This window comes from Acuticoccus sp. (assembly GCF_965213555.1).
GTDB lineage: Bacteria > Pseudomonadota > Alphaproteobacteria > Rhizobiales > Amorphaceae > Acuticoccus.
This window is the reverse complement of sequence record NZ_OZ243890.1, coordinates 1630418-1656823: the sequence shown is the minus strand read 5'-3', so window position 1 is coordinate 1656823 and position 26406 is coordinate 1630418. Positions and strand designations below refer to the sequence as shown.

The 26406-nt window shown below is 71.1% G+C and carries 23 protein-coding genes; 14 read left to right on the top strand and 9 right to left on the bottom strand.

Annotated elements, in window-relative coordinates:
* Positions 1-421 precede the first annotated feature (421 nt).
* From ACOOE8_RS08010 to ACOOE8_RS07985, 6 genes are all read right to left on the bottom strand, one after another.
* The gene (locus tag ACOOE8_RS08010) at positions 422-1585 is read right to left on the bottom strand and encodes a glycosyltransferase family 4 protein (protein WP_420394297.1); all 1164 of its coding nucleotides are present in this window, start codon (positions 1583-1585) and stop codon (positions 422-424) included.
* A gap of 4 nt (positions 1586-1589) precedes the next feature.
* On the bottom strand, positions 1590-2411 hold the full coding sequence (locus ACOOE8_RS08005; RefSeq protein ID WP_420394296.1) for an FkbM family methyltransferase: 822 nt from the start codon (positions 2409-2411) through the stop codon (positions 1590-1592).
* A 132-nt stretch (positions 2412-2543) separates the two neighbouring features.
* Positions 2544-4157, bottom strand: a complete 1614-nt coding sequence (locus ACOOE8_RS08000) for a lipopolysaccharide biosynthesis protein (RefSeq protein WP_420394295.1) — start codon at positions 4155-4157, stop codon at positions 2544-2546.
* Positions 4158-4281: 124 nt separating this feature from the next.
* A complete protein-coding gene (locus tag ACOOE8_RS07995) occupies positions 4282-6291 on the bottom strand; it encodes an acyltransferase family protein (RefSeq protein WP_420394294.1) in 2010 nt (669 codons plus the stop codon).
* Between the two features lie 39 nt (positions 6292-6330).
* Complete coding sequence (locus tag ACOOE8_RS07990; RefSeq protein WP_420394293.1) at positions 6331-7299, bottom strand: UDP-glucuronic acid decarboxylase family protein; 969 nt, start codon at positions 7297-7299, stop codon at positions 6331-6333.
* Between the two features lie 103 nt (positions 7300-7402).
* Positions 7403-8221: a glycosyltransferase family 2 protein gene (locus tag ACOOE8_RS07985; protein WP_420394292.1), complete on the bottom strand. Its 819-nt coding sequence runs from the start codon at positions 8219-8221 to the stop codon at positions 7403-7405.
* A gap of 157 nt (positions 8222-8378) precedes the next feature.
* Here ACOOE8_RS07985 and ACOOE8_RS07980 point away from each other — a divergent pair, with 157 nt between their 5' ends.
* From ACOOE8_RS07980 to ACOOE8_RS07935, 10 genes are read left to right on the top strand one after another with little or no spacing between them, the layout of a single operon-like run.
* Complete coding sequence (locus ACOOE8_RS07980) at positions 8379-9593, top strand: glycosyltransferase family 4 protein (protein WP_420394291.1); 1215 nt, start codon at positions 8379-8381, stop codon at positions 9591-9593.
* A 3-nt stretch (positions 9594-9596) separates the two neighbouring features.
* Positions 9597-10730 carry a glycosyltransferase gene (locus tag ACOOE8_RS07975; RefSeq protein WP_420394290.1) on the top strand — a complete coding sequence of 378 codons (1134 nt, stop codon included), beginning with the start codon at positions 9597-9599 and terminating at the stop codon, positions 10728-10730.
* Positions 10731-10780: 50 nt separating this feature from the next.
* On the top strand, positions 10781-12049 hold the full coding sequence (locus ACOOE8_RS07970; RefSeq protein ID WP_420394289.1) for a glycosyltransferase family 4 protein: 1269 nt from the start codon (positions 10781-10783) through the stop codon (positions 12047-12049).
* Entirely contained in the window at positions 12046-13443 is a 1398-nt protein-coding gene (locus ACOOE8_RS07965) for a hypothetical protein (protein WP_420394288.1), read from the top strand. The genes ACOOE8_RS07970 and ACOOE8_RS07965 overlap by 4 nt, the downstream gene beginning before the upstream one ends.
* Before the next feature lie 29 nt (positions 13444-13472).
* A complete protein-coding gene (locus ACOOE8_RS07960; RefSeq protein WP_420394287.1) occupies positions 13473-14684 on the top strand; it encodes a glycosyltransferase in 1212 nt (403 codons plus the stop codon).
* Between the two features lie 4 nt (positions 14685-14688).
* The gene (locus ACOOE8_RS07955; protein ID WP_420394286.1) at positions 14689-15897 is read left to right on the top strand and encodes a glycosyltransferase; all 1209 of its coding nucleotides are present in this window, start codon (positions 14689-14691) and stop codon (positions 15895-15897) included.
* Complete coding sequence (gene galE / locus ACOOE8_RS07950) at positions 15897-16925, top strand: UDP-glucose 4-epimerase GalE (RefSeq protein WP_420394285.1); 1029 nt, start codon at positions 15897-15899, stop codon at positions 16923-16925. The genes ACOOE8_RS07955 and galE overlap by 1 nt, the downstream gene beginning before the upstream one ends.
* Entirely contained in the window at positions 16922-17590 is a 669-nt protein-coding gene (locus tag ACOOE8_RS07945) for a putative colanic acid biosynthesis acetyltransferase (RefSeq protein WP_420394284.1), read from the top strand. The genes galE and ACOOE8_RS07945 overlap by 4 nt, the downstream gene beginning before the upstream one ends.
* Positions 17587-18375 carry an aldo/keto reductase gene (locus tag ACOOE8_RS07940; RefSeq protein WP_420394283.1) on the top strand — a complete coding sequence of 263 codons (789 nt, stop codon included), beginning with the start codon at positions 17587-17589 and terminating at the stop codon, positions 18373-18375. Before ACOOE8_RS07945 ends, ACOOE8_RS07940 begins: the two co-directional genes overlap by 4 nt.
* The gene (locus ACOOE8_RS07935) at positions 18375-19943 is read left to right on the top strand and encodes a GMC oxidoreductase (RefSeq protein WP_420394282.1); all 1569 of its coding nucleotides are present in this window, start codon (positions 18375-18377) and stop codon (positions 19941-19943) included. The genes ACOOE8_RS07940 and ACOOE8_RS07935 overlap by 1 nt, the downstream gene beginning before the upstream one ends.
* Before the next feature lie 29 nt (positions 19944-19972).
* On the opposite strand, the gene rho is transcribed toward ACOOE8_RS07935, so the two are convergent.
* From rho to hemE, 3 genes are all read right to left on the bottom strand, one after another.
* Entirely contained in the window at positions 19973-21229 is a 1257-nt protein-coding gene (gene rho / locus ACOOE8_RS07930; protein WP_420394660.1) for a transcription termination factor Rho, read from the bottom strand.
* Between the two features lie 206 nt (positions 21230-21435).
* On the bottom strand, positions 21436-21810 hold the full coding sequence (locus tag ACOOE8_RS07925; protein WP_420394659.1) for a CopD family protein: 375 nt from the start codon (positions 21808-21810) through the stop codon (positions 21436-21438).
* A gap of 53 nt (positions 21811-21863) precedes the next feature.
* The gene (gene hemE, locus ACOOE8_RS07920; RefSeq protein WP_420394281.1) at positions 21864-22904 is read right to left on the bottom strand and encodes a uroporphyrinogen decarboxylase; all 1041 of its coding nucleotides are present in this window, start codon (positions 22902-22904) and stop codon (positions 21864-21866) included.
* Between the two features lie 396 nt (positions 22905-23300).
* Here hemE and ACOOE8_RS07915 point away from each other — a divergent pair, with 396 nt between their 5' ends.
* From ACOOE8_RS07915 to dnaQ, 4 genes are all read left to right on the top strand, one after another.
* Positions 23301-24152, top strand: coding sequence for a pyruvate, water dikinase regulatory protein (locus tag ACOOE8_RS07915; protein ID WP_420394280.1), 852 nt, complete (start codon positions 23301-23303; stop codon positions 24150-24152).
* The gene (locus tag ACOOE8_RS07910) at positions 24149-24958 is read left to right on the top strand and encodes a shikimate dehydrogenase (protein ID WP_420394279.1); all 810 of its coding nucleotides are present in this window, start codon (positions 24149-24151) and stop codon (positions 24956-24958) included. Before ACOOE8_RS07915 ends, ACOOE8_RS07910 begins: the two co-directional genes overlap by 4 nt.
* Positions 24955-25548 carry a dephospho-CoA kinase gene (gene coaE, locus ACOOE8_RS07905; RefSeq protein ID WP_420394278.1) on the top strand — a complete coding sequence of 198 codons (594 nt, stop codon included), beginning with the start codon at positions 24955-24957 and terminating at the stop codon, positions 25546-25548. The genes ACOOE8_RS07910 and coaE overlap by 4 nt, the downstream gene beginning before the upstream one ends.
* A 70-nt stretch (positions 25549-25618) precedes the next feature.
* On the top strand, positions 25619-26359 hold the full coding sequence (gene dnaQ, locus ACOOE8_RS07900; RefSeq protein WP_420394277.1) for a DNA polymerase III subunit epsilon: 741 nt from the start codon (positions 25619-25621) through the stop codon (positions 26357-26359).
* The last annotated feature ends 47 nt before the right edge of the window (positions 26360-26406 follow it).

Below are 26406 nucleotides of genomic sequence, written 5' to 3'. Positions count from 1 at the left end.
CGGTGGGTTGGCGACGATCGGCGGGTTATGGACTCCATCCTCCGTCTCGGCATCCTCCATCCAAGGTACCCCTCAAGCCGAACCCAAAAACGCGCTCCAATGCTTATCCAAGTTAACGTCGTCCGAAGTTCCCAAGACAACATCGTTGCGCGGCGGGACCGGGAGGTAACCCATGCTGCTACGACTTACAGACATGCGATTGCATCGAGGGCGACAACGTTCGTCGTAGCCGAACACCAGCTACCGCCCGCTCCGCCAATGATGACTGCGACAACACAACGCAGCTGCCGCCATATGAACAAAAGTTCATTGATTGGAACAGTTTAATTTCGTGATGGCGTTGCCGCTTGCACGATCGTTGCTCCGATGGTGTGGCCAGCGAGGAACGACGCCAGGCGTGCTCCGACCGTCCCCGTAAGCTCTACGATGTCCCTGGCGGAGGCGGCGGGGCTCGGTCGAGGCGGAGGGTCGCAAGCCAGTCCCGATGCGCAGCCTGCAAGCAGTATTCCGCATCGTAGGCGTGCCGGATCGTCCGAGGATCGACGTCCCCCGAGGCAACCTTACCAAGCGCCGCCTCGATGCCGTCGGCGATCGCTGACGGGTCGTCGCTCGGCACGAGGAGGCCGAGGTCGCTGCGACCGGCGTAAAGGTCAGGGATGCCGCCGACCGGCGAGGCGACCACATAGCGACCGGCGGACAGGAGCTCGACCAGCGACAGGCACGGCCCACCCTCGAAGCGGGATGTGTAGAGGAACACGTGGCTCGCGGCGACGACGCCCGGAAGGTCGCTGCGATGGTCGTAGCGCCCGTGCATCGTCACCACGTCGCCGAGCCCTGCTGCCTCGATCATCGCCGCGACCTGCGGAATGTCGGGGCCGCCGCCGTGCAGGTTGAGCACGACGTCCCGCCGTCGCGTGCGCAAGAGGCGCATCGCCTCGATGACGGTGTCGAGGTTCTTCTGGTGGACGTCGATGCGCCCCATGAAGCCCACCGCGTAGGGCGGCGTCGGCGGCAGCGGGACGGGCCGGTCGAACAGCGGGCTGTTGTGGTAGCGGACCACCGATACCGGGCCACGGTAGCCGTAGACCTCGGCAAACTCGCCACGCGTGCAGTGCGAGACGGAGACGACGGCGTCGGTCCGCGCGACCGCGCGGCAGAACGCGCGTCCGGAGCGCCCCGGAGGCGGTGGCAGGAAGCGCGGTGCGTAGATCCAGCTCGCAGCGACTTTGGCTCCGCGCGCATGCACCGCACGGACGAGGTGGGGGTAGACGCCCGCCATCGGCTGGCGGACGCAGAACACCCAGTCGCCGGGGTGCAGCGCGCGGGCGACACGGTGCACGAGCAGGCGCTGACGCACCAGGAAGCGATCCCCGGGGACGCGCGGCTGACGGTCCACCTCGATCCCCATCGCCTCGAGGTCGTCGAGGAACGGCGTCGGCCCGTTGAGGCAGACCGCGACCTTGAAGCGCCGTCCCTCGACGTGGAGCGTTCGGGCGAGCGCGTCGAGGTACGTCTCGATGCCGCCGAAGCCGACGAGCACGTCCGCGAACAGGACGATCAGCGGCTCGCGCCCCACGCCGGTCACGAGCTCAACGGAAGGCGACGAGGACGTCGGTGTGGTGGGTCAGCGCGGTGAGCGAGCGCTCGCGCCAGGCGCCGTCCACCCAAGCGGTCACCCGTGCGACGCGTCGGCCGAAGGCGCGCAGCTGGGCGTCGACCTCCTCGGCCACCCTGCCGCTCGACACCTCGACGATCATCGCACGGATGCGTCCGTCCTCCACCGTCCGCCGCATGCCCTCTAGGACGAACGGCTCGTGCCCCTCCACGTCGACCTTGATGAGCCCGACGGGCCCGGTGAGGCCGAGCCGGTCGACCTCATCGTCGATGCTCACGCTGGTGAGCGCATCTGCCGACGCATCCTCGCCGCGGACCACGGTGTGCAGCGTGCTCGCCGCTCCGCGCCTCAGCATCAGGGTCCCCGCGGCGTTCGACACGGCGGCGTGGACGACGTCGATCGTGAGGCCATGCGCGGCGGCGAGCTGAGCGTTGCGCCGCAGGTGGGCGATGTTGGTGTGCTCGACCTCGTAGGCGACGACGCGACCGGCCGGTCCCGCCTTCGCGGCCATCTGGACGGCGAAGTAGCCGATGTTGGCGCCGACGTCGAAGCAGACGTCGCCCGGGCGGACCTCGTGCGCGATGACCTCGGCGACGTGATCCTCGTGACCGATCACGTAGCCGAAGAAGTGCGGGTCCGGCGGCACGAAGAAGCCCTCGCCGCCGGCGAGGCGGATCCTCTGCCCGTGCGGGAAGACGGCGGCGTTCAGCCGCCCGAGACTGCGCGCGCCGTGCCGGCCGGTGCCGCGCATGGCCAGCCTGTAGAGCTGCGGCAGCAGCGTCTCGGTGAGGATCACGCCGGTTCCTCCGTGGTGCGATCCAACCGGTCCAGCAAGCTGGCAGGAAGCAGATCCATCATGCGACCTTCGATGTGGCGCGAGCAGGACGCGACGCTGCGCGCCTTCGCGCGAGCGGTTGCGCTCGCCGGATCACGGCCTTGCGTCGGCCGGTAGCGTCCCTGGGACGGCTGGCGGATCGACCGTGCGGGGGCTCACCGGCGCAACGTCCTGGGGCGACGCGGTCCCGACGGGCAGCGGAGCGCTCGTTCCACGCCGCGCGGGCAGGGAGGCGCGCAACCGCCGCAGGATGGCCCGTGCGTCGTAGGTCGGGTCGAGCGCGACCACGACGCTCGCGCCGAAGGCGTAGAGCCCGCCGGTCACGACGATGTTCACCAGCCCGCGGACGACGTCCAGCTCGTCACCTACGAGTTCCAGGCGCCACAGCGGCGCCGCGACGATCAAAGCGACCGCGAGGCCGGCAAGGGGCAGGCAGGCGCGCACGACCGCCCACGTGGAGAGCGACGTGCCGCGCACCGCAAACGCGATGGACGGCAGCGCCGTCGCGCAGAATGCGACGGCGAAGCCGACTGCGACGCCCTCCGCCCCGTACTCGACGCCGACGAAGTAGGCGATGAGGTACGCCGGCAGCGTGGCGAGGTGCCATGCGAACATGCGTCGCGTGGTCCCGAGCGAGATGAAGACCCACACGTTCGCGGCGACGAAGGCGCGGGCGATCATCGACCAGCCGAGCAGCGACAGGATGACCGCGGCCTCGCCCCACTGCGCGCCGAGCACGATGCGCGTCACGTCGCTCGCGTTGGCGATCACCACCGCAGCCGCGCAGAACGTGAACAGGCTGGTGAGCCGCAGCCACTGCAGGATGAGGCTCGCCCACTCCTGCGGTCGGTTCTGCAGTCGGCTCAGCGCCGGCAGCACCGCCACTGTGAGCGGCCCCATGACCACGGACTGCGGCAGCAGGAGCAGACCGTAGGCGCGGCTGTAGAAGCCGAGCTCGGTCGCGCCCCAGCGCCAGCCGATGAGCGCGTTGTCGAACTGCCGCTCCATGTACTGCATGAGGTTGAACCCGGTGAGGGCGAGGCCGAAGCCGAGCGTCGACAGCGCGCCCGACCAATCGCGCACCCACGAGGGCCGCCAGCTCGAGACCATCCAGATGAGGACGGTGGAGGCGAGCACCATCGTCCAGGAGTTGGCGACGAGCGCCCAGGTCCCGGCGCCGGCCACCGCCGCGGCGATGCCGACGAGGATGCCGAGCGCCTGCGCCGTCAGCCCCGTCCAGCGCAAGGTCAGCCAGCGCATCTGGCGGTTGAGCAGGGCCTCCTGCTGGGCGCCGGCCGCGGCGACGGGCAGGGTCAGCGAGATCGCGACGATCAGCGTCGCCACGCGCTCGTCGCCGAACACGGCCGCAGCGAGCGGGGAGACGCCCATCGCCACCGCCATGAGGAGGATGCCGACGCCAAGGTTGATGGCGAACAGCCCGCTCACCGTATCCTGGTCGATCCTGTCCCTCTGGATCGTCGCGATGGTCAGCCCCAGTTCGCGGAACAGCTCGATGAAGGCGACGATGGTGGCCGCCATCGCGACGAGGCCGAAGTCCTGCGGCGCAAGCAGACGCGACATGACAGCGACGTTGGCGAGCTGCAGCGCCATCGCGACGAGCTGGGCGCCGACCCCGATGAGGCCACCACGAGCTGCCTTCGCGCCAAGGTCGGAGGTGTCGTCCTCGGGGAGGCCACGTCGCGCCATCAAGGTCCCCGTGCGGTTGTCCGACCAAGGTCCGGCGCACCGACGGCGCGCGGACCTTTAGCAACACAACTTTTATGGGATCACAATCATCATTGCCACCTTAGAATGTAACATGTTCGACGGCTCAGTCGCTTGGCATGGCGGCGGAGGTGCGGTCGCGGCTTGCCACCCTTGCGACCGCAGGGTCGAACATGCCGGCGACGATCTGGCGCGCACCGGCGGCGCTGAGGTGGTTGTCGTCGAAGTACAGCGCGGCACCGTCGATGGCGCCGTAGCACATGGCACCCTCGCCGGCCTCATCGCACATGCGCTCGGTGACGGGCAGCACTTCGGTCCCGAGATGTGTCAGCCGCGAGAGCACGAAGGATTGCCTCGCCTCATGGTAGGCGCGCGGGACCGTCGCGACCCTGCCCCCCTCGACGGGGCGGAGCATGGCGTACTTCTGGAACGGCACGACGATCTCCGGCACGGGCTCGGCGACGATCACCCGGAGGCCCGCTGCATCGAGCCGCGTCACCATCGCCGCGAACGAGTTCCAGTAGCGCGCCCGCCTCGCCTCGTTGCCGCCGGGACCTTCGATGCGGAAGGTGTCGTCGGGGAGGGTCAGGCGACCATCGGGGACGAAGCCGAAGAGGTAGGCTGTGTGCCGCCACGAGAGCACGACGGTGTCGATGCCGCGGGCCTCCTCGAGCCAGAGCGTGGCCGACCGGCTCCACTCGCGGCAACCTGGCACACCTGGGTCGAACGTCAGCGCCGGCGGACAGCCCGCGGAGGTGAGCTGAACAAGGGACCGTCCGTCGCGTTCGAGCTCGACGGCGAGCGCGTGGGCGAGCTCGATGGCGTGGCTGTCCCCGAACACGGCGACCGTGGGGGCGACGTCCGCCCCGTGCCGGCACCGCGCGAGGGAGAACCGTTCGGAGCTGGGCGGGTAGTGGCACGGGTTGCTGCGGCGCGAAGCTTCCGCGGTCTTGAGGATCGCCCAGAGCTCATGTCCGAAGCGCGCGGCCCCGAAGCCGCCGTGTGCCGCGGTGACGAGCCCGACCGCGGCGAGCCCGACGGCGGCGACGCCGGCGCCGACGAAGACACCTCGCGTCCCGACCCGCGCGCGATCGCGGAACGGACGCTCGACGAAGCGCCACGTCGCGACCGAGAGGGCGAGCACGACGACGGTGAGCGCCACCATGGTGGCCGGCGGCGGCTCGCTGAAGTGGGCGATCCGGGCGAAGGCGAACACCGGCTGGTGCCACAAGTACACGCTGTAGCTGACGAGCCCGACCCCCACCAACGCGGGTGCCGAGAGCAACCGCTGGACGAGCGTCCCCGGCACCGCTGTCAGGAGGACGAGGACCGTGCCGACGACCGGGACGAGCGCCACCACGCCGGGCACCCGCGCACGTCCATCGATCAGCCCCATGCCGGCGATGATTAGGCCGAGCCCGGCAAGGGAGAGGGCGTCAGCGACGAACCTCGCGCGTCCCGCCCACCGCTCCCGGCTCGCCGAACGCATGATGAAGGCCCCGGCGAGCGCACCCGCAAGGAGCTCCCACGCGCGCGTCGGCAGCAGGTAGAAGGCGGCGTCCGGCAGGCGATGCGCCATCACCTCGGCAAGGGCGAGGCTCAAGACGCCTCCAACAACAAGCGCGCCGACCGTCATCGCCCGGCCGCCGAGCCGCCACAAAACGAGCGCGACGACCGGGAACAGGAGGTAGAACTGCTCCTCCACCGCAAGGCTCCAGGTATGCAGGAGCGCGATCTCGTCGGCCCGCGGCGCGAAGTAGCCGCTCTGCACGGCGAACAGGACGTTCGTGCCGAACACGGCGAGGGCCGCGATGCTCTGCGCGAAGTCGACGAGCGCCTCCGGCGACATCAGCACCCAGGCGAAGGGCAGGCAGGCGAGGACGACCACGACGAGCGCGGGGACGATGCGCCGGACGCGCCGCACCCAGAACGAGGCGAGGTCGAAGCGCCCCCGCGCGAGGTCGGCGAGGATGATCTGCGCGATCAGGAAGCCCGAGATGACGAAGAACACGTCGACGCCGAGGAACCCTCCGGGGAGCGGCGCGCCGGCGTGGTGGGCGACCACCCCACCGACGGCGAGCGCGCGCAGTCCGTCGATCTCGGCACGATAGTGCACGCACGCTCCGGAGGAACTATTACGATCTTAGGTTGACCGCTAAGCTTCCTCCATCTGGCCGACGAAGTCACGGAAATACTCGATCGTGCGGTCGAGCCCCTCGTCGAGCTGGACCTTGGGCTCCCAGCCCAGGAGCGCCTTGGCCTTGGAGATGTCCGGCCGCCGCTGCTTCGGGTCGTCGCGGGGCAGGGGCATCGTGATGAGCTCGGCGCCGCCGATCTTGGCCACGGTCTTCTCGGCGAGCTCGCGGATGGTGAACTCGTTCGGGTTGCCGATGTTGATCGGCCCGGTGACCGTCTCGTCGGTGTCCATGAGGCGCAGGAAGCCCTCGATGAGGTCGTCGACGTAGCAGAACGAGCGCGTCTGGCTGCCGTCGCCGTAGATCGTGAGCGGCTCGCCGCGCAGCGCCTGGACGACGAAATTCGACACCACGCGGCCGTCGGCGTGGTGCATGCGCGGGCCGTAGGTGTTGAAGATGCGCACCACCTTGATCGGCAGCCCGAGCTGGCGATGGTAGTCGAAGAACAGCGTCTCGGCGCAGCGCTTGCCCTCATCGTAGCACGAGCGCGGGCCGATCGGGTTGACGTTGCCCCAGTAGTCCTCGCTCTGGGGATGCACCGTCGGGTCGCCGTACACCTCGCTGGTGGAGGCCTGGAAGATCTTCGCCCTCAACCGCTTGGCGAGGCCTAGCATGTTGATCGCGCCGTGCACCGATGTCTTGGTCGTCTGGATCGGGTCGTGCTGGTAGTGGATCGGCGACGCGGGGCAGGCGAGGTTGTAGATCTCGTCGACCTCGACGTACAGTGGCATGGTGATGTCGTGCCGCATGAACTCGAACAGCGGGTGGTTGTGCAGGTGGTCGATGTTCCTCTTCGTCCCCGTGAAGAGGTTGTCGACGCACAGCACCTCGTGACCCTGCCCGATCAACCGGTCGATGAGGTGGGAGCCGAGGAAGCCAGCGCCCCCGGTCACGAGGATGCGCTTCCGGCTTTCGTAGAGACGGGCCATCAAAGTCCTGCTTGGAAGCTCGCGAGGGGCGTCAATCGGGCACGCTGCAGCGTCGCGGGTTCTACGCCGACGGGTCCTTCCTTCGCAACCGCACACATAAGTCCTAACGACGGCGGTCGAATGTGCAGATCGCAATCATCGCCTCGTAGGTCGACAGCATGAACGCGTAGGTGAAGCCGCCATAACCATCAAGGAAGCCGCGGCGCAGCACGTAGACCTCGCAGAACCGCAGCAGCGGACGCAGCGCGAGGGGCACGTGCCGGGACATTGCCTTCAGCGCGCGGCGCCGCTCGGTGGCGTCGCGCGCGGCGATGGCCCGGAGCGGCGGGCGGTCGTCCGGTGGGCGCTCGGCGAGGAGCTCGGCCTCGGCCTGCGCATACGAGACGTGCTTCCTGAGCCACGCCGCCGCGCCGTGCGAGAAGTTGTAGTGCAGGTAGGGCTCGTCGAAGGTCCCCACCGCCTGGCTCGGCAGGTCCTCGCGCTGCCCGTGGCCGACCTGAACGAAGCGAAGCCCGGTGCGGTGGCCGAGCCGCACCTGGTAGGTCGGGTACATCCCAGCGCGCCGCAGCCAGCGCCCGTGCAGCATGAGCTTCGACGGCACGCGGTAGGCAAGGATCCCCGGCGGCGGCTCCAGCCCAGCCAGCCGGCGGACGAAGCCGTCCGTGACCACCTCATCGGCGTCGAGGTGCAGCACCCAATCGTGCCTCAAGCCGCCGTTCGCCAGGCCGTGGTTGCGCTGCCGGGCAAAGTCGTCGAACGGGCGGGTCAGGACACGCGCCCCCGCGGCCTCCGCGATGGCGACGGTGTCGTCGGTGGAGCCGGAGTCGACTACGACCACGTCGCCGCACCAGCGGAGGGCGTGAAGGCAACGCGGCAGGTTCGCCGCCTCGTTGTACGTCAGTAGGAGAACCGAAACCTGCACCGGCGCCCCCGTTCCACCGGCCGCGCCGGAACGAGGCGTCGTTGCGGCGGCAACGGCACCGTCGTCAAGCAAGAACACAACTCTTGGTAGATCGCGGCGCTTTGGTCCGCTAGAGGAACGGCCGGCCACGTGGCTTAGCGAGCGCGGGAGACGGACTTTGACGCAACGCCTCCGCGCGACCTGGCTTGTGTCGGACGACTACGACGGCGGCGTCGTCGCCGTGGCCGGGGCGTGCTGCGCGGCAGCCGCGCGCAGCGGGGCGGTGGACGCGACGCTCCTCTTCCTGCGCCCCCCAGAGCGGACCGTCGCCGAGCCTGGCGGCGCCCGTGTCGCGTCGCTCGACCTCGCGCCGCCGCTCCTCGACGCACCCCAGAGGCTGGCCAGCTGGCTCGCCGAGAACCCCCAGGACATCCTGGTCTACAACGGGTCGGAGGAGGTCGACCACACTCCACCGCACCTCCCCGCACAGACGCTGGCGATCTACGCCGTGCACGACACCGCGCCGCGCTACTTCGAGGCCGCGCTGCACCACGAGGCCGCGCTCGACGCCATCGTCGCGATCTCGGAGACCGTCGCCGCCTGCTTCCGGCCCCGGCTGAGCGACCCTTCCAAGCTCCGAGTGATCCCGAACGGTTCGGCGTTCCCGATCCCGCTCGAGGCGCTCGGCCGATCCGGGCGCGCCGACGACCTTATGTTCCTCGGCGGGGACAAGCCGCTGAAGGGCGCGCACGACGTCCTCGCCCTTTGGCCACGCCTCACGGCGAGGGGGTTCGCCGGACGCCTCCACTGGTTCGGCGACGTCGGGCCTGCCCTGCGCCATCGCGTTGAGGCACTCGAAGGAGCCGACCGGATCGAACTCTACGGGCGGGTGGACCGATCGGTGATCTTCCGGACCGCGGCAAGGTCGAAGCTCATTTTGATGTTGAGTCGCGTCGAGCCATTTGGCATGGCAACCTTAGAGTGTATGGGCATGGGCTGCGGCGTGGTGGCTTGGGACATCGAGACGGGGACGAAGGAGATCGCCACCGCGCCGCGCGACGGTCGGTTCGCGCCGCTTGGGGACGTCGCGAGGCTCGCCGCTGCCGTGCTCGAAACGCTGGCCCTCACCGACGACGAGCGTGCCGCCATCGCCCAGCTCGCCCGCAGGAGCTTCAGCGATGAGGCCATGTGGCGGCGCTATGGCGAGCTGTTCGAGACGCTTCGCGCGGCCGGCCCGGTGACGCGGCCGCTTGCCGGCACCATGCCGCCGCCCTTCACGCCAAAGGTTCGCCTGTTCCAGATGCTGCCGCCTGGCGTGCGCCAGGTGATCCGTGGTGTCGTGGGGCGCTCGCCGACCCTTACCCATGCGCTGCGCGACGTGCGGGGTCGCTAGAGCATGGCCGACCGGCCGTTCCTGTTCCTCGCCGCGAACGCTCCCTGGGTGTACGCCCTCGCGCACAGCCTCAGCGCGGCAGCCGAGGTCACGACCGTGCAATTCTATGACGCGGTCAACCACCGTCGCCTGAGGCCGGGATGGCCGGAGGAGGCGAGCGGCGTCGAGCGGCGTCGCGTGGTGCGGCCGCCGGGCTACGCGGGACGGCTCGAGCCGCTGTTCAGGTCCTTGATGCGGCGCACCGTCGAGGTGCAGCGGCGCGCGCTCGCCACGCGGTCGGGACAGGCCCCGCGCGTGGTCGTCCCCTACCCGTACCTCGCCCCCTGGGTGCGCCAGGTGCCGGACGAGGACCTCATCTACTACAACCTGGACGACTACGAGCTCTACGAGCCGTCGCGCGCCCTGCGCATCCGCGCGTTGGAGGACGAGCTCGTCGACCGTGCGGCGCTCACGGCATGCCTGTCGGTCCATCAGGCGGATCGGCTGGCGCAGCGTCACCCCCGTCGTCGCCGGCGGATCCGGCACCTGCCGCTCGGCGTCCTTGATGCGTACCTCAACCCGCACCCCAACCTTGCACCGCTTGCCTCGACGGTGGGCTACGTCGGCAACCTCGGCGACCGGATCGACTGGCGCCTCGTCGGCGAGGTGGCCGACCGGTGCCGGGACGTGACGTTCCACGTCGTGGGCTTCCTCGGGGCCGAGGCCGAGCGCTGCCAAGCGCCGTGGAGGGAGGAGCGCGCCGCCGCGCTGGCGCGGGTCAACGTGATCCACGAGGGCGGCGTGCCGCAGCACGCGGTGCGGGAGCACTACTGGCGCTACGCGGTCAACTGGATGCCCTACGCCGCGAACCACCCGTTCAACCTAGCTGCATGCCCGACGAAGATCATGGACGCCATCGCGAGCGGCCGGCCGTTCGTCAGCACGCCGGTGCCCGAGGCTCGGCTCTATCCAAGCTACGTCACAGTGGCTCAGGGGGCAGACGGCCTCGCCGCCGCCATCGCCCGTGCGCTCTGCGAGCCCGTCGACGCCGCCGAGCGGATCGCCTATGCGCGCAGCCAGACCTGGGCGCGCCGGGCCGGTCAGCTTCGGGCCATGCTCAGTGCAGCGCCGGACACCGCCGCGGCGGTGCCTGGGTGAGCGCTGGCGCGTGCAGCGAGCGAGGCGGCGAGCACGCGAGGCCGCCGAGGATGCCACCGCGCACGGCGGGCTCGGCGATCGCGGACACCTTCGTCTGCGCGTTCCGCGGTCGCCGCGACGACTACCAGGTGCCGCTCGCCCTTGCCGAGGGCGGCCTCCTGGAGCGTCTGGTGACGGACGCGTACGCCACTCGTCGCGTCGCGCGGCTGACCGCGCTCCTTCCCGGGAGGGTGGCGAATGCGGTCGTGTTCCGCTCGCGACCGGACCTGCCCGCTCAGCGCATACGCCAACTGCCGCGCGTCGCGCTCAGCGAGCTTCTCGTCCGTCGCGATCCGGCGCGGGCCGAGGCCCTGCGCGACCGCAACGACGTCGCCATCTCGCGCGCCGCGGCGGCGGAGGCGCGACGGCGGCGCTGCCACCTGCTGCTCTATTCGGCCAACGCGCCGGCAGCCTTCCACGCGTCATACGACCACGACCCGGCGCGCATCGTATTCTTCTACCACCCCCATCATGAGGCCGAGCGGACCCTCCTGGCCTACGACGAGCGCGACTTCCTTCCCTCAAAAAGCGCGGCCATCGAGGACGCACGCACCGTCGCGCGCGAGGCTCGCCGGCGGTCCGACGAGGCTTGGCGCCACGCCGACCACGTGGTCTGCGCCTCGAGCTTCACAGCGCGCACCTTCGTCGCCGCAGGGGCCGACCCGGGGCGCATCAGCGTGGTGCGCTACGGGATCGCCACGCCGCTCCAGCGGGAGGCGAGGGCCCCGCGCGGAGCGTTCGTGGTGCTCTTCGTCGGCTCCGCGCTGCAGCGCAAGGGCGTCCACCACCTCCTCCTGGCGTGGAGGAAGGCGCGCCTGCCGAGGGGCGCCCGCCTCGTCATCGTCGCTCGCACCCGTGATGGCTTCGTCGAGCGCCACCTCGATGCCAACCCGTCCGTGGAGCTCGTGCCCGGGGTGTCCGCCGCCGAGCTCGCGCGGCGCTACGCGGCCGCGTCGCTGTTCTGCATGCCATCGATCGTCGAGGGGTTCGGCCAAGTCTACCTCGAGGCGCTCGCCGCCGGTGTCCCTGTCCTCGGCACACGCAACACCGCGCTGCCGGACCTCGGCGGCGAGGAGGACGGCATCTTCCTGAGCGAGGTCGGCGACGTCGATGGCCTCGCCCGCCAGCTGGAGCGGCTCGCGGGCCTCACCGACGCCAACGACGACCTGCGCGCCGCTGCGGTGAGGACGGCCGCCCGCCATCCCTGGGACACCTTCCGCACCGGCATCCGGGACGTCTGCCACGCCGTCCTCCAGGCCCGGGCAGCGGGGGCGTCGTGAACGACGAGGTCACGCTGCCCTTCACGTACTACGCCGCAGCGGGGCTGACGGCGGCGGGGCTCGCCTACGGCCTCGCGAACATCGCCGCCTACTGGTCGACACCCCTCCTCGCCGTTCTGGGCACCTTCGCGGTCTGGTACCTCGTCGAGCCGATCTACATGGCGGAGGAGTTCGTCTACCTCGCGCCCTCGCACGTGGAGACGGCGTACCTGTGCGCGACGATCTTCGTCGCCGCCTTCATGGCGCTCTACGGGCTGCTCCGCCCCGTCCTCGAGCCGTCCGCCCGCGGCTCCAGCGGACCGATCGCGAGGTCGATGTTCACCCGAGGGTCGATCTCGCCGGACGGCCTCGCCGTCCTCGCCGTCGCCGGTTGGGTGTTCCTCCTCGCCTACGGCACCTGGCGCATGGGCGGCGACCTCCTCGGCGCGCTGTTCCCCCTCGAGGGTCGCGCGACGGGCTCCATGTGGGCGAGGGCCGCCGGCAGCGGGGCCGGGTCCGGCGGGTTCGTCGTGTCGACCGCCACCTACCTCTACACGCTGACCCTCGCATCGTTCGGCCTGATGCTGCCCATCGTGCGCCGCCGTTCGACGGCGATCCTGCTCGTCGCGGCGATCGTCATTGCCTGGCCCTATGCGTTCCTCCAGGGCTCGCGCAACGTGACGCTCGCGGTCGTCACACCGATGTTCGCGAGCCTGTTCCTGTTCACCCGGCTGGCACTCTGGCTGAAGCTTGCGATCCTCGCCGCCGGCGGGCTCGTCGTGGAGACCGCCTTCCGGCTGATCATCGCGAGCCGCGACAAGGGGTTCGCCCTTGCGGAGGTGCGCGGCCTGGAAGAGCAGAAGCATCTCGGGCTCAACATGGCGTCCGAGCTCACCTACGTCGTCGGCTTCCTGGACGAGGGGCTGCTGCGCCTGTCCTACGGCGGTCGCTACGTCGCCGAGTTGGCGAACGTGGTGCCGCGGGCGCTATGGCCCGGCAAGCCGCTCATCGGCATCGACTACGCGAACCTGCGCGGCTTCGGTGGGGCGGTCAACGACATCGGCGTCCACGCCACGATCTCCACCGGCATGGTCGGCCAGGGGGTCCTGAACTTCGGGCTGTGGCTCGGTCCCGTCGCCGCGGCCTTGCTCCTCGCCGTCTGGGCGAGCCTGCTCAACCGGCTGCGGCTGCAGGGGAGCGCGCCGCGCGTCGCGCTGTTCCTCGTCGGGCTGGGGCTGACGTTCAACCTCGGCCGCGACGTCACGCTCCTCGTGCTCTTCCCCTTCCTGTTCGGCTACGCGCTGATCCTCATGCTCGAGCTGCACACGGCACCGCAGCGTCGATCGACGCGTCGCCCGATCGACGCGCCGGCCCTCGTGCAGGCAGGCACCGGCCGCGCGGCACGCCACCGATGAGCGCCTTCGCAATGACAGCGAGGGTGCCCGTGCACCTCGCGATCCTCACGCAGCAGGTCTCGCACTACCATGCCGCCCGCTTCCGAGCGGCGCACGAGGCGTTCCGGCGCATCACGGTGCTCTCGGTGCGCAACGCCGCCGACTTCGCGCAGCTCCTTGCGGGACCCGGCGTGCCGTCGGTGACGCGCGTCTGCGAGGGCGAGGCGGACTACGCCGGCGCCCTCGCCGACGGCACGCTCACCGAGCGCGTCGGCGCGGCGCTCGGCCGATGCCGGCCGGACGTCGTCGCCGTCGCAGGCTGGTCGTTCGCCGAGAGCCTCGCGGCGATCGTCTGGGCCAAGCGTCACGGCAGCGCCGTCGTGATGATGAGCGACAGCCAGGCGCACGACGGTCCTCGCTCGGGGTGGCGCGAGCGGGTGAAGTCGCGCGTGGTGCGCTGCGCCGACGCCGCGCTCGTCGCCGGCGCGCCGCATCGGGCGTACGCGGCCGCGCTGGGGCTCGACGCGGAGCGCATCTTCCTCGGCTACGACGCCGTCGACAACGCGCACTTCGCCGGGGGAGCGGACGCCGCGCGCGCTCATGCGCCAGCGACGCGCGCCGCCGAGGAGCTGCCCGGGCGCTACCTCCTCGCGAGCGGACGCTTCGTGGCCAAGAAGAACCTTTGCGGCCTCATCGACGCCTTCGCTGCAGCGCTCGCACAAGGCGACACGGGGCACGACCTCCTCGTCCTCGGCGACGGACCGGAGCGCACCGCGCTCGAGGCCGCCGTGGCACGGCACGGGCTCGGGGCGCGAGTGCACCTGCCGGGCTTCCGTGACTACAACAGCCTGCCCGCGATCTATGGCCTCGCCGACGCGTTCGTCCACGTCGCGCGCGCCGAGCAGTGGGGTCTCGTCATCTCGGAGGCGGCTGCGGCCGGCGTGCCCCTCATCGTGTCGCGACCGTGCGGGGCGGCCGACGCGCTGGTCCGCCCCGGGCTGAACGGTTGGCTCGTCGACCCCCACGATGGGGCTGGCGTCGCCGCAGCGCTGGCCGCTTCGATGGCGCTCCCCGCTGCATCGAGGGCCGCCATGGGTGCCGCGAGCCGCACCATCGCCGCCGACTGGGGGCCGGAGCGCTACGCCGATGGCCTCAAGCGCGCGGTCGCCGCGGCGCTCGCAGCCCCCCGACGACGCCTCGGGCCGCTGGACACGGTGCTGCTGCGCGCCCTGTCGCGCAAGCGCATTGCCAAGGTCGCCTGACGCAATGCTTGGCCCCATCGCACCCGCGCCGCTGTCCGTCGCCATCGTCGCGCCGACGCTGTCGCGCGCGGGCGGTGGCATCTTCTCCGTCGTCCTCGCCCACGCGCGCGAGCTCACGCGCCGTCCCGCGACCCGCGTCACGGTCTATGGCCTCGACGACGATCCGCAGCGCCTCGACCGCGCGCACTGGAGGGACCTCACGGTCGTCCGCTACCCGGCGAGTCGGCTCGGGTTCGCGCCGCGCCTCGCGGGCGACCTCGAGCGCGACGGCCACGACATCGTCCACCAGCACGGGCTGTGGCTCCACCTGTCCGTCATGGTGAGCCGATGGCGGAGGCGCACCGGGCGTCCCGTCGTCCTTTCCCCGCACGGCATGCTCGAGCCGTGGGCGCTGGGCAACTCGAGCTGGAAGAAGCGCTTGGCTGGCCTCCTCTTCGAACGGCAAAACCTTTGTGGCGCCGCTGCGATCCACTGCTCGCCATCCGAGGCGAGCGCGGTGCGCGCTCATGGGGTCCAGGCGCCCATCGCGACGATCCCCAACGGCACGGACCTGCCGGACCTGTCGCACGCCCGCCCGGTTCCGGGAGAGCTCGTGGCGCCGGACCGCCGCACGCTCCTGTTCCTTGCACGGCTGCACCCGAAGAAGGGCATCGCCGAGCTCCTCGAAGCGTTCGCGCTGCTCAAGGCCGCCGCGCCGAAGCTCGCGGCGGGCTGGCGCCTCCTGGTGGTCGGCTGGGACGACGGCGGCCATGCGGCCGGCTTCGAGGCCTGCGCCAGGGCGCTCGGCCTCACCGCGGCGGAGGTCGCCTTCCCGGGCCCCCGCTTCGGCGAGGACAAGTCCGCGATGCTCGCCGCCTCGGACGCCTTCGTGCTGCCGTCCCACTCGGAGGGCTTCCCCATGGCCGTCCTCGAGGCATGGGCGCATGCCCTGCCCGTCCTCATGACCGCCGAGTGCAACATCCCGGAGGGCTTCGCGGCAGGCGCTGCCGTGCGCATCGTGAACGAGCCGCGCGCCCTCGCCGCCGCGCTCGAGCGCGCGCTCGCCGACCCCGAGCTGCCTGCCATGGGCCAGCGAGGCCGCCAGCTGGTAGAAGGCTCGTACGCCTGGCCCGCCATCGCCTGCGAGCTAGGTTCGGTCTACGCGTGGCTGACGGGGCGGGAGGAGTGCCCGCCGTGCGTCGTTCAAGGCTGCATGAGCGCGAGGAGGGCGTGATGCGAGTGCTCGTCACCGGCGGCGCCGGCTACATCGGCTCGCATGCCTGCAAGGCGCTGGCGGCGGCTGGGCACGAGCCGATCGTCTACGACAACCTGCGGACCGGGCACCGCTGGGCGGCGCGCTGGGGTCCGTTCGTGCACGGCGACATCCATGACGTCCCCGCCCTCGTCGAGGCCATGCGCACCCACCACGCCGACATCGTCATGCACTTCGCCGCTCTCGCCTACGTCGGCGAATCGGTCTACCGGCCCGACCTCTACTACCGCGCCAACATCTCAGGAACGCTGGCGCTGCTCGAGGCGATGAAGATCGTCGGCATCGAGCGCATCGTGTTCTCCTCCACCTGCGCGACCTACGGCGTCCCCGACGTGATGCCGATCACCGAGGGATCGCCCACCGCGCCGATCAACCCCTACGGGCAGTCGAAGCTCGCGGTGGAGCACATCCTGGCGGACTACGCGCGCGCCTTCGGCCTCGGGTCGGTGGCGCTGCGCTACTTCAACGTTGGCGGGAGCGACCACGAGGGTGAACTCGGCGAGGAGCATGACCCCGAGACGCACCTCATCCCGCTGGTCCTGAAGGCGGCGGCGGGCGAGATCCCCCACATCTCCATCCTCGGCGACGACTACGACACCGCCGACGGGACGTGCGTGCGCGACTACATCCACGTCGCCGACATCGCTGCGGCGCACGTCACGGCGATGGACATCATCGAGCCATCGCAGCGGAAGTCGCTCAACCTCGGCACGGGGCATGGCTTCTCTGTGCGCGAGGTGATCGAGGCGGCGAGCGCGGTGACCGGACGCGACGTCCCCGTGCGCGTGGCAGAACGGCGGCCCGGCGATCCGCCGACGCTCGCCGCCGACGCCAGCGCCGCGCGCGAGCTGCTGGGCTGGACGCCCGGCCGCTCGACGCTGCCGACGATGATCGAGAGCGCATGGGCCTGGATGACGGACCATCGCACGAGCGTGCGCCTGCCGTCGGTGCTCGACCGGCGCAACGGACGCCCACCGGCCTCACAATGACGCCGCGCACCCCCCTCGCCACGCGCCGTGACGGTCCGCCCCCGGCACCTTGGGCGGACCGGCTTCCGCGTCCCGAGCGCCTCGTCTCGATGCCGCACCCCTCGCGGGGCGACAAGCTGCGCCGCGCGGTTTGGGGCATCGTGGACGCGGCGCTCTACCGCCACGTCCCGAGGCCGCTCTTCGGCGTGCGGCGGCTCATGCTGCGCGCCTTCGGTGCCAAGGTCGCCGGCACCGCGAAGCCCTACCCGTCGGCCCGCATCTACGCCCCCTGGCACCTCGAGATGCGCGCGCACAGCGCCATCGGCGCGCGGGTGAAGATCTACAACGTGGCCCCCATCCTCCTCCTCGAGGACTGCACCGTCAGCCAGGACGCCTCGCTGTGCACGGCGAGCCACGACTTCCGCAGCCCGGACTTCGCGCTGGTGGCGGCCCGCATCATCGTCGGCCGCGGCGCCTGGGTCGCGGCCGAGGCGTTCCTCGGTCCCGGCGTCATCCTCGGCGACGGAGCGGTCGTCGGCGCACGCGCGGTCGTCGTGCGCTCGGTTCCGCCGCACGCGGTGGTCGCTGGCAACCCCGCCCGCGTGGTGTCGGAGCGCGTCATGAAGGGGTCGGGCCCCATCGCGGCCCACCGCCTCGTCCACCGCGAGGGCCGGGCCGCGCCGTGACCGTGGGTGGCACGACGATCGCAGGGCTCGCCACCACGCGCGTCGGCTTCGGCACGTCGCGCCTGCACTACGCGAGGGACGCTGCCGGCCGCGAGCGCGTCCTGTGCGCTGCCTACGAGGCGGGCATCAGGCACTTCGACACGGCTCCCGTGTACGGGCACGGGCTCGCCGAGCGCGCGCTCGGCGCCTTCGCGGCATCGCGCAGGGACTGCATCGTCGTCGCCAAGCACGGCATCAGCGCCTCGCCCTGGATCGGCGCGTTGCCGGGACCCTTGGTGCGGCCCGCGCTCCTCGCCCGTGCGGCGGCGAACCGGGCGAGGGGCGGCAGCCGCCCGCTGTGGCTGACGCCTGCCACCCTGCGGCGCTCGGTGGAGGCCTCGCTCCGGCGGCTGCGCCGTGAGGTGATCGACGTCCACCTCCTGCACGAGCCGGACCCTTCCGCGATGGCGGACCCTGCGGCCGTGTTCGGCGCGTACGAGGCGATGATCGCAGAGGGCAAGATCCGCGCGGCCGGGGTCTCAGGGGCCTACGCGCCCGCGCTCGAGCTGCTGGGCCACGCGCCGCCCTCCTTCGTGCTGCAGACCGGCGAGGACGAGTGGACCGAGGCGCGCGTGCCGGACGTCACGTACGGCGCGGTCTCGCGCGCTCCGCAGTCCCGTCGCCAAGCAAACGTCGGCGAGGCCGACGCGCGGGCGCGCCTGCGCATGGCGCTCGACCGCCGGTCGCACGGCGTCGTCCTCGTCTCGACGACCAGGCCGGCGCACCTTCGCGGCCTCCTGTCCTGATGCTGCACGACCTCGCCGACGCGGACGGTCCCGTCACTCTCGTCGCCGACGTCGCCGTCGTCGGCGCGGGGATCGCGGGTCTCGTCCTCGCGACGCGCCTCGCGCGGGCGGGGCTATCCACGGTCGTCGTGGAGAGCGGCGGACGAGGAGGCGACGAGGCCCACCCGCTCAACGCGGTGGAGAGCGACGGCGCGCCCTATCGCGGGGCCGAGCTCGGACGCCGCCGCGGGCTCGGTGGCACCTCCACGCGCTGGGGCGGCGCGCTCCTGCCGTTCCTGCCGGAGGACCTCGGCCCACGGCCGGAGCTCGGGGTCCCCGCCTGGCCCGTGGGATACGACGAGCTCGCGCCGTGGCTCGCCCAAGCCGAGGCGCTGTTCGGCCTCGCCCCCGGTCCCTACGAGGCGCGCCCCTTGGGGGATGCCGGCGACGGGTGCGACTTCCTGCCCCGCGAGGCGAAGTGGCCGACGTTCCGCCGACGCAACGTCGCGACGCTCCTGTCGGCCGACGTCGCCAGCCCGGCGCTCGCGGTCTGGCTGAACGCCACCGTCACCGGCTTGCGCATCGACCGGTCGGCGGGGCGCATCGCAGGGCTCGAGGCAAGGCACGTGGGCGGCGAGGCGTTGACGGTGCACGCGCCGGACACGGTCCTGTGCGCCGGTGCCATCGAGACGACGCGGCTCCTCCTGTACCTCGAGCGACAGAGCGAGGGTCGACTCGCGAGCCCGCACCTCGGCCGCGCGCTGCAGGACCACGTCTCGCTCCCCCTCGCGCACGTCGTCACCCCCTGCCCGTCGGCGCTCAACCGGCTTGCCGGCTTCCGCTTCGACCGCGGCACCATGCGCAGCCTGCGCTTCGAGCTGTCGCCCCAGGCACGGTCGCGAGACGGGGTCGCTGGCGGCTTCGTCCACATCGCTCCCCGTGCGCTTCAGCCGACCGGGTTCGACGCCGTGCGCGACCTCCTTCGCTCGCTCCAGCAAGGGCGGCCGGACGCGGGGGCGGCGCTGCGGACGCTGCGCGACGTGCCCTACCTCGCGCGGCTCGCCACGTGGCGCTACGGGCGACGGCGGCTCTGCTGGCCGCGCCCCGCAGCCTACGACGTCCACCTCGTCGCCGAGCAGACCCCATCCACGCACAACGCCATCACGCTATCCCGCCAGCTCGACGCGTTGGGGGTGCCGCGTGCCCACGTCGCTTGGGCCGTGCGCGAGGCGGACGCCAGAACCTTCCGCGCCATGGCGAGCGCCTTCGACGCCTACTGGGCCACCGCGCTCGGCGCTTACGGCCGGCTCGCCTGGCCGGTCGCACCACGCGCGCTCACCCTAGAGCACCTCGGCGGGGCGGACGACATCTTCCACCCTGTCGGCACGACGCGCATGGCGACGAGCGCGACGGGCGGCGTCGTCGACGGTTCGCTCGCGGTGTGGGGCGTCGACGGACTGTCCGTGGCGGCGACGAGCGCGTTCCCGTGCGGCGGCACCGCGAACCCGACGATGACCCTCGTCGGCATGACCCTTCGGCTCGCCGACCGCCTGGCGCGGCAGCACCGATGGAGCTCGGTCGCCGCCTGACCTCGGTCGCTTCGATCGCCCCGGCGACGCTAGGTGTTCATGGAGTCGAAGAACTCGGAGTTGTTCTTGGTCTGGCGCAGCTTGTCGAGCAGGAACTCGATGGCGTCCACCGAGCCCATGGGGTTGAGGATCCGGCGCAGCACGTAGACCTTCTTGAGGTCGTCCTTGCGCACCAGAAGCTCCTCCTTGCGGGTGCCGGAGCGCTGGATGTCGATGGACGGCCACACCCGGCGGTCGGAGATCTTGCGGTCGAGGATGATCTCCGAGTTGCCGGTGCCCTTGAACTCCTCGAAGATCACCTCGTCCATGCGCGAGCCCGTGTCGATCAGCGCGGTGGCGATGATGGAGAGCGAGCCGCCCTCCTCGATGTTGCGCGCCGCGCCGAAGAAGCGCTTGGGCCGCTGCAGCGCGTTGGCGTCCACGCCGCCGGTCAGCACCTTGCCCGAGGAGGGCACCGTGGTGTTGTACGCGCGTCCGAGGCGGGTGATCGAGTCGAGCAGGATCACCACGTCCCGGCCGTGCTCGACGAGGCGCTTGGCCTTCTCGATCACCATCTCGGCGACGGCGACGTGGCGCTGGGCAGGCTCGTCGAAGGTGGAGGAGACCACCTCGCCGCGCACCGAGCGCTGCATGTCCGTCACCTCCTCCGGTCGCTCGTCGATGAGGAGCACGATGAGGTAGCAGTCCGGGTGGTTCGCGGTGATCGACTTCGCGATGTTCTGCAGCAGCACCGTCTTGCCGGTGCGCGGCGGCGCCACGATGAGGCCGCGCTGACCCTTCCCGAGCGGCACCACGAGGTCGATGATGCGGCCGGAGAAGTCCTTCGACGGCGGCCCCTCCACCTCCATGTGGAAGCGCTCCTCGGGGTAGAGCGGGGTGAGGTTGTCGAAGTGGATCTTGTGCCGCGCCGCTTCCGGCTCCTCGAAGTTGATCGTGTTCACCTTAAGGAGCGCGAAGTAGCGCTCGCCCTCCTTCGGCGAGCGGATCTGCCCCTCGACGGTGTCGCCAGTGCGCAGCGAGAAGCGGCGGATCTGCGAGGGCGAGACGTAGATGTCGTCAGGTCCCGGCAGGTAGTTCGCGTCGGGCGAGCGCAGGAAGCCGAAGCCGTCCTGCAGCACCTCGACCACGCCCTCGCCGATGATCTCCACGTCCTTGTCCGCGAGCTGCTTCAGGATGCCGAACATCAACTCCTGCTTGCGCAGGGTCGACGCGTTCTCGACCTCATGCTCCTCGGCGAACGCAATGAGGTCGCCGGGGGTCTTGGTCTTGAGCTCAAGGAGTTTCATCTGCATGGGGTTGTCCTGGATGACGGACATCGGACGCCGCAAGGTTCGAAGGGAGGGGTCGAGGGAACATGTCCGGTCGGGCAGGAGCCCCGCAACGAGGTGGAACGCTGCGCTCGAAGGTGTGAACCGACGTCCGGAACACACGCAATGTACAGGCAACGGGTTCGTTTCGCAAGGGTCCGCTCGGGCCGATGCAGGAAGGAAGCTTAGATCGGCTTCACAATCACCAAGATCACCACAACGACCATGAGTAGCGTGGGGACTTCGTTGGCGATCCTGTAGAACCGCGGGCTGCGGCGGTTGGCGTCGCTCGCGAACGTGCGCACCCACCGCGCCATCGCCATGTGCATCGCCGTCAGCCCCGCGACCCCGACGAGCTTGGCATGCAGCCAAGGGCTCGACCAGGCGTTCGTGATCGTGGCGAGGGTGACGCCGAGCCCCCACGCCGCGATCATCGCCGGCGTCGCGATCGCCCGCAGCAGGCGCCGCTCCATGACCTTGAACGTGTCCGACTGCGGCGAACCCGCCTCCGCTTGCGCGTGGTACACCATCAGGCGTGGCAGGTAGAGCAGCGCCGCCATCCACGCGATGATGGACACGACGTGGAACGCCTTCAGCCAGAGGTACAGCACGCTCAGGCGGTCGCCGTCTTCACCCGCTCGATGACGCGGGTGACGTGGTCGACCGGCGTCTCCAGCGAGATGCCGTGGCCGAGGTTGAACACGAACGGACCGTCGCGCAGGGCGTGGCAGATGTGGTCGACCGCGGCGTCAAGCCCGTCGCCGCCAGCGGCGAGCCGCGCGGGCTCGAGGTTGCCCTGGACGCACACGCCGCTCGCCTGGACGCGGCGGGCGAGCTCCATGGGCGCGGTCCAGTCGAGCGACACGCCATCGACGCCGGTGCCCCGCGCGAACGCCTCCACCGAGGCCGCCGCGCCGCGCGCGAAGCCGACGATGGGCACCCCGGGAGCCGCGGCGCGCACGCCCTCCACGATGCGCGCGATGGGGGCGATGGACCACCGCGCGAGCCCCGGCTCGTCGAGCGCGCTCGCCCAGGAATCGAAGATCTGCAGCGCGTCGGCGCCGGCGTGGGCCTGGGCCACGAGGTGGCGGGTCGCGGCCTCGACGAGGACGTCGATCAGCGCGGCAAAGCGGTCAGGATCCGCAGCCGCGAGCTTGCGCGCCGGCCACTGCTCGCCGCCGCCGCGGCCGGCGACCATGTAGGTCGCGAGCGTCCACGGCGCGCCGCAGAACCCGAACAGCGCCTTGTCCCGCCCCAGCGCGGCCCGCATGCGGCGCACCGCCTCGTACACCGGGGCGAGGTGCGCCTCGAAGCCATCGAACGAGAGCGCGCCCGCGTCGGTGAGGGGCGTGAGCCTCGGCCCCTCCCCCTCCACGAACCAGACGTCCTGACCCAGCGCGTGGGGCAGGACGAGGATGTCGGAAAAGATGATGGAGGCATCGAACGCGTACCGCCGCATCGGCTGCAGCGTCGCCTCCAGGGCAAGCTCCGGCGTGTAGCAGAAGTCGAGGAAGGACGGGGCCTGGGTGCGCAGCTCGCGGTACTCGGGAAGGTAGCGCCCCGCCTGCCGCATGAACCAAACTGGTGCGGGTCGGACGACCTCGCCGCGCAAGGCTCGCACAAGGTCGGAGGGGACGGGGGCGGCCGTGTCCATCGAACGATCAGATTCTTATAGATAAGGGTTGATGATGATGTTGGCCGACGGGTCGCGGGGACGAACCTCGTATGCACCGCCGCCGGTCAATCAACGCGCACGGTGCACGACGATCGCCCGCTGTGTTCACACGCCGGGCCCAAGGTCCGCAAGACCCGCCGATCGCCGCGCCGTGCCCCGCGCTCGCGCCCGGCGGAGGTCGCCGCCGGGCTGTGCATGGTCGCGGCACAACGCGGACGGACGGCGGCCTAGTACGTCGTGGTCCATCGGCGGTCCACACGGGGGCATCGGTGGATGCGATTGGGGAGGGCGACCAACGCCATCCACAGGGTTGCGCCAGCGACGCGCCGGGGCCACCAGTTGTTCCACGCTGGTCCCCAAGCGAAGGCCGAGCCGTTGAACCGCAAACGCACATTCGTGCACGTCCACCTCGTCTCCGACTCCACCGGCGAGACGCTGATGACGGCGACGCGCGCCGCGGTCGCAAGGTACGACGACGTGGAGGCCATCGAGCACGTCTACCCGCTGGTGCGCTCTGACCGGCAGCTCGACCGCGTGCTCGCCGAGATCGAGGACGCGCCGGGGATCGTCATGTTCACCCTGGTCGACCCGGACATCCTGGGGAGGCTGCAGATGACGTGCAACGAGCTCGGCCTGCCTTGCATCGACGTGCTCGACCCGTTGGTCGCCGTGTTCCAATCCTACCTCAACGTGCAGAAGGCGACGCGCGTCGGCGCCCAGCACGAGCTCGATGCCGGCTACTTCCGCCGCATCGAGGCGCTCAACTTCGCCATGCGCCACGACGACGGTGCGCTGCCCGACAACATCGACGACGCCGACGTCGTGCTCGTCGGCGTCTCACGGACGTCCAAGACGCCGACCTCGATCTACCTCGCCCACCGCGGCGTTCGGGCGACGAACCTACCGCTCGTTCCGGAGCTTGTGGTGCCAAGGCGCCTGTTCGAGGCACGCCGGGCGCTGATCGTCGGACTGACCGCCTCGCCCGAACGCATCGTCGCGCTGCGCGAGAACCGGCTGCTTGCGATGAGCGAGGACAAGCGCCAGTCCTCCTACGTGAACCGCCAACTCGTGGCCAAGGAGGTCACCTACGCCCGCAAGCTGTGCGCGGAGAATGGCTGGCCGCTCATCGATGTGACGCGGCGCTCCATCGAGGAGACGGCGGCCGCCATCGTCGCCCTCCTCACCGACCGTCGCTACGGCTCCAACCTCACCGAGGAGTTCTCGTGACGGTGAGGGTCGGGCTGATCGGCTGGCCGGTTACCCACTCGCGCTCGCCGGTGATCTTCGCGCACTGGTTCGCGCGCCACGGCATCGACGCGCGCTACGACCTCCTGCCGGTGGAACCGGGCGCCGTGGAGCGCTTCCTCGCCGATCTGCCGGGCGCGGGGCTTGCCGGCGTCAACGTCACCGCGCCGCACAAGGTCGCGGCGGCGGCGTGCGTGGCGTGCGACCCGGTGGCGACGCGGCTCGGCTCGGTGAACACGGTCTGGCGTGAGGACGGCGTGCTCGCCGGGACCTCCAGCGACGGCGCGGGATTTCTCGCTAGCCTCGACCAGGGCGCCCCGCGTTGGCGCGACGGGCGGCGCGCGCTGGTGCTGGGCGCCGGTGGCGCCGCCATCGCGGTGGCCGACGCCCTCGCCGCCGCGGGGATGGCGGTCGCGGTCGCCAACCGGACCGCCGCGCGCGCCGACGCGCTGGCCGACCGGATCGGCGGCACGAGCGTCCCTTGGGGATCCCTCGGCGGTGCGCTCGACGAGGCGGACGTCTTCGTGAACGCGACCTCACTCGGGATGACCGGCGCCGAGCCGCTGGAGCTCGACCTGGCGCCATTGCCCTCCCACGCGGTGGTCGCCGACATCGTCTATAACCCGCTCGCGACGCCGCTCCTCGAGGCGGCCGCGGCGCGGGGCCACGCCACCGTCGATGGGCTCGGCATGCTGCTCCACCAGGCCCGCGTCGGGTTCGAGCGATGGTTCGGCGTCGTGCCGGAGGTCGATGGGGAGCTGCGGCGCACAGTCGAGGCCACGCTGTGAAGGTCGTCGGGCTGACGGGCTCCATCGGCATGGGCAAGTCGACCACCGCCGCCCTGTTCCGCACGGCGGGCGATCCGGTCTACGACGCGGACGCGGCGGTCCACCGGCTCTACGCGGTGGGCGGAGCGGCCGTCGAGCCCGTCGGCGATGCCTTCCCAGGGGTCGTCGTCTGCGGCGCCGTCGACAGGGCGCGCCTCGGCGAGCGGGTTGTAAGCGACGCGGAGGCCATGGCTCGGCTGGAGGCGATCGTCCACCCGCTCGTGCGGCTCGAGCAGGACGCCTTCCTCGCCGCCGCACGGGAGGCGCGGGCGCGCCTCGCGATCCTCGACATCCCGCTGCTGTTCGAGACCGGACGCGACCGTGCCGTGGACGCCGTCGTCGTCGTGAGCGCGCCCGCCGACGTGCAGCATGCGCGGGTGCTCGCCCGTTCCGGCATGACCGAGGAGAGGCTCGCCGCGATCCTCGCCAAGCAGGCGCCGGACGCTGAGAAGCGGGCGAGGGCGCACTGCGTCATCGACACCTCGCGGGGCGTCGACGACGCGGCTCGACAGGTGGAAGCCGTGCGCCGAGCCTTCCTGGGGCTTGGATAGTCGCCCGCGACGGGGTGCGAGCGCGCGTGCGCTGTGGCACATCAGCTGGCAGTTCATCGGGGGACCGGGCTTGCGCGAGATCGTCCTCGACACCGAGACCACGGGGCTCGACCCAGCGTCCGGCGACCGCGTCGTGGAGATCGGCGCGGTCGAGGTGCTGAACGCGATCCCCACAGGCAACGTCTTCCATCGTTACATCAACCCCGAGCGGGACATGCCGGACGACGCCTTCCGCGTGCACGGGCTGTCCGCGGCGTTCCTGAAGGACCACCCACAGTTTGGGGACGTCGCCGAGGAGTTCTGCGCCTTCGTCGGCGCCGACAGAGTCGTCGCGCACAACGCCTCGTTCGACGTCGCCTTCCTCAACCACGAGCTCAGCCGCTGCGGACGGCCCGCCATCGCGCCGCACCGCGTGGTGGATACGCTCGCCATCGCGCGTCGCAAGCACGGCGGGGCGAACTCGTTGGACGCCCTTTGCACGCGCTACGGCATCGACGCCTCGCGTCGCACCAAGCACGGTGCGCTGCTCGATGCCGAGCTCCTCGCCGAGGTCTACCTCGAGCTCTCGGGGGGGCGCCAAGCGACGTTCGTGCTCGGCAGGGGCGCGGCCGGCGACACCGTCGTCGGCGGCAGGGCGCGCCACGGTCCGCGCCCGACACCGCTCGCACCGCGGCTCACCGACGCGCAGCGCGCCGCACACGCCGCGTTCGTGGCGACCCTTGTGGATCCCCTATGGCCGACCCTTTGGCGGACCCCCTGCACCACCAAGGACGTGGGGACCCCAAACATGGCGGTCATGGCTGCGGAGTAGCCCTGCGACGCCTGCGTCCGGCGCGACCAGGCCTTAGCCGCTGGGGA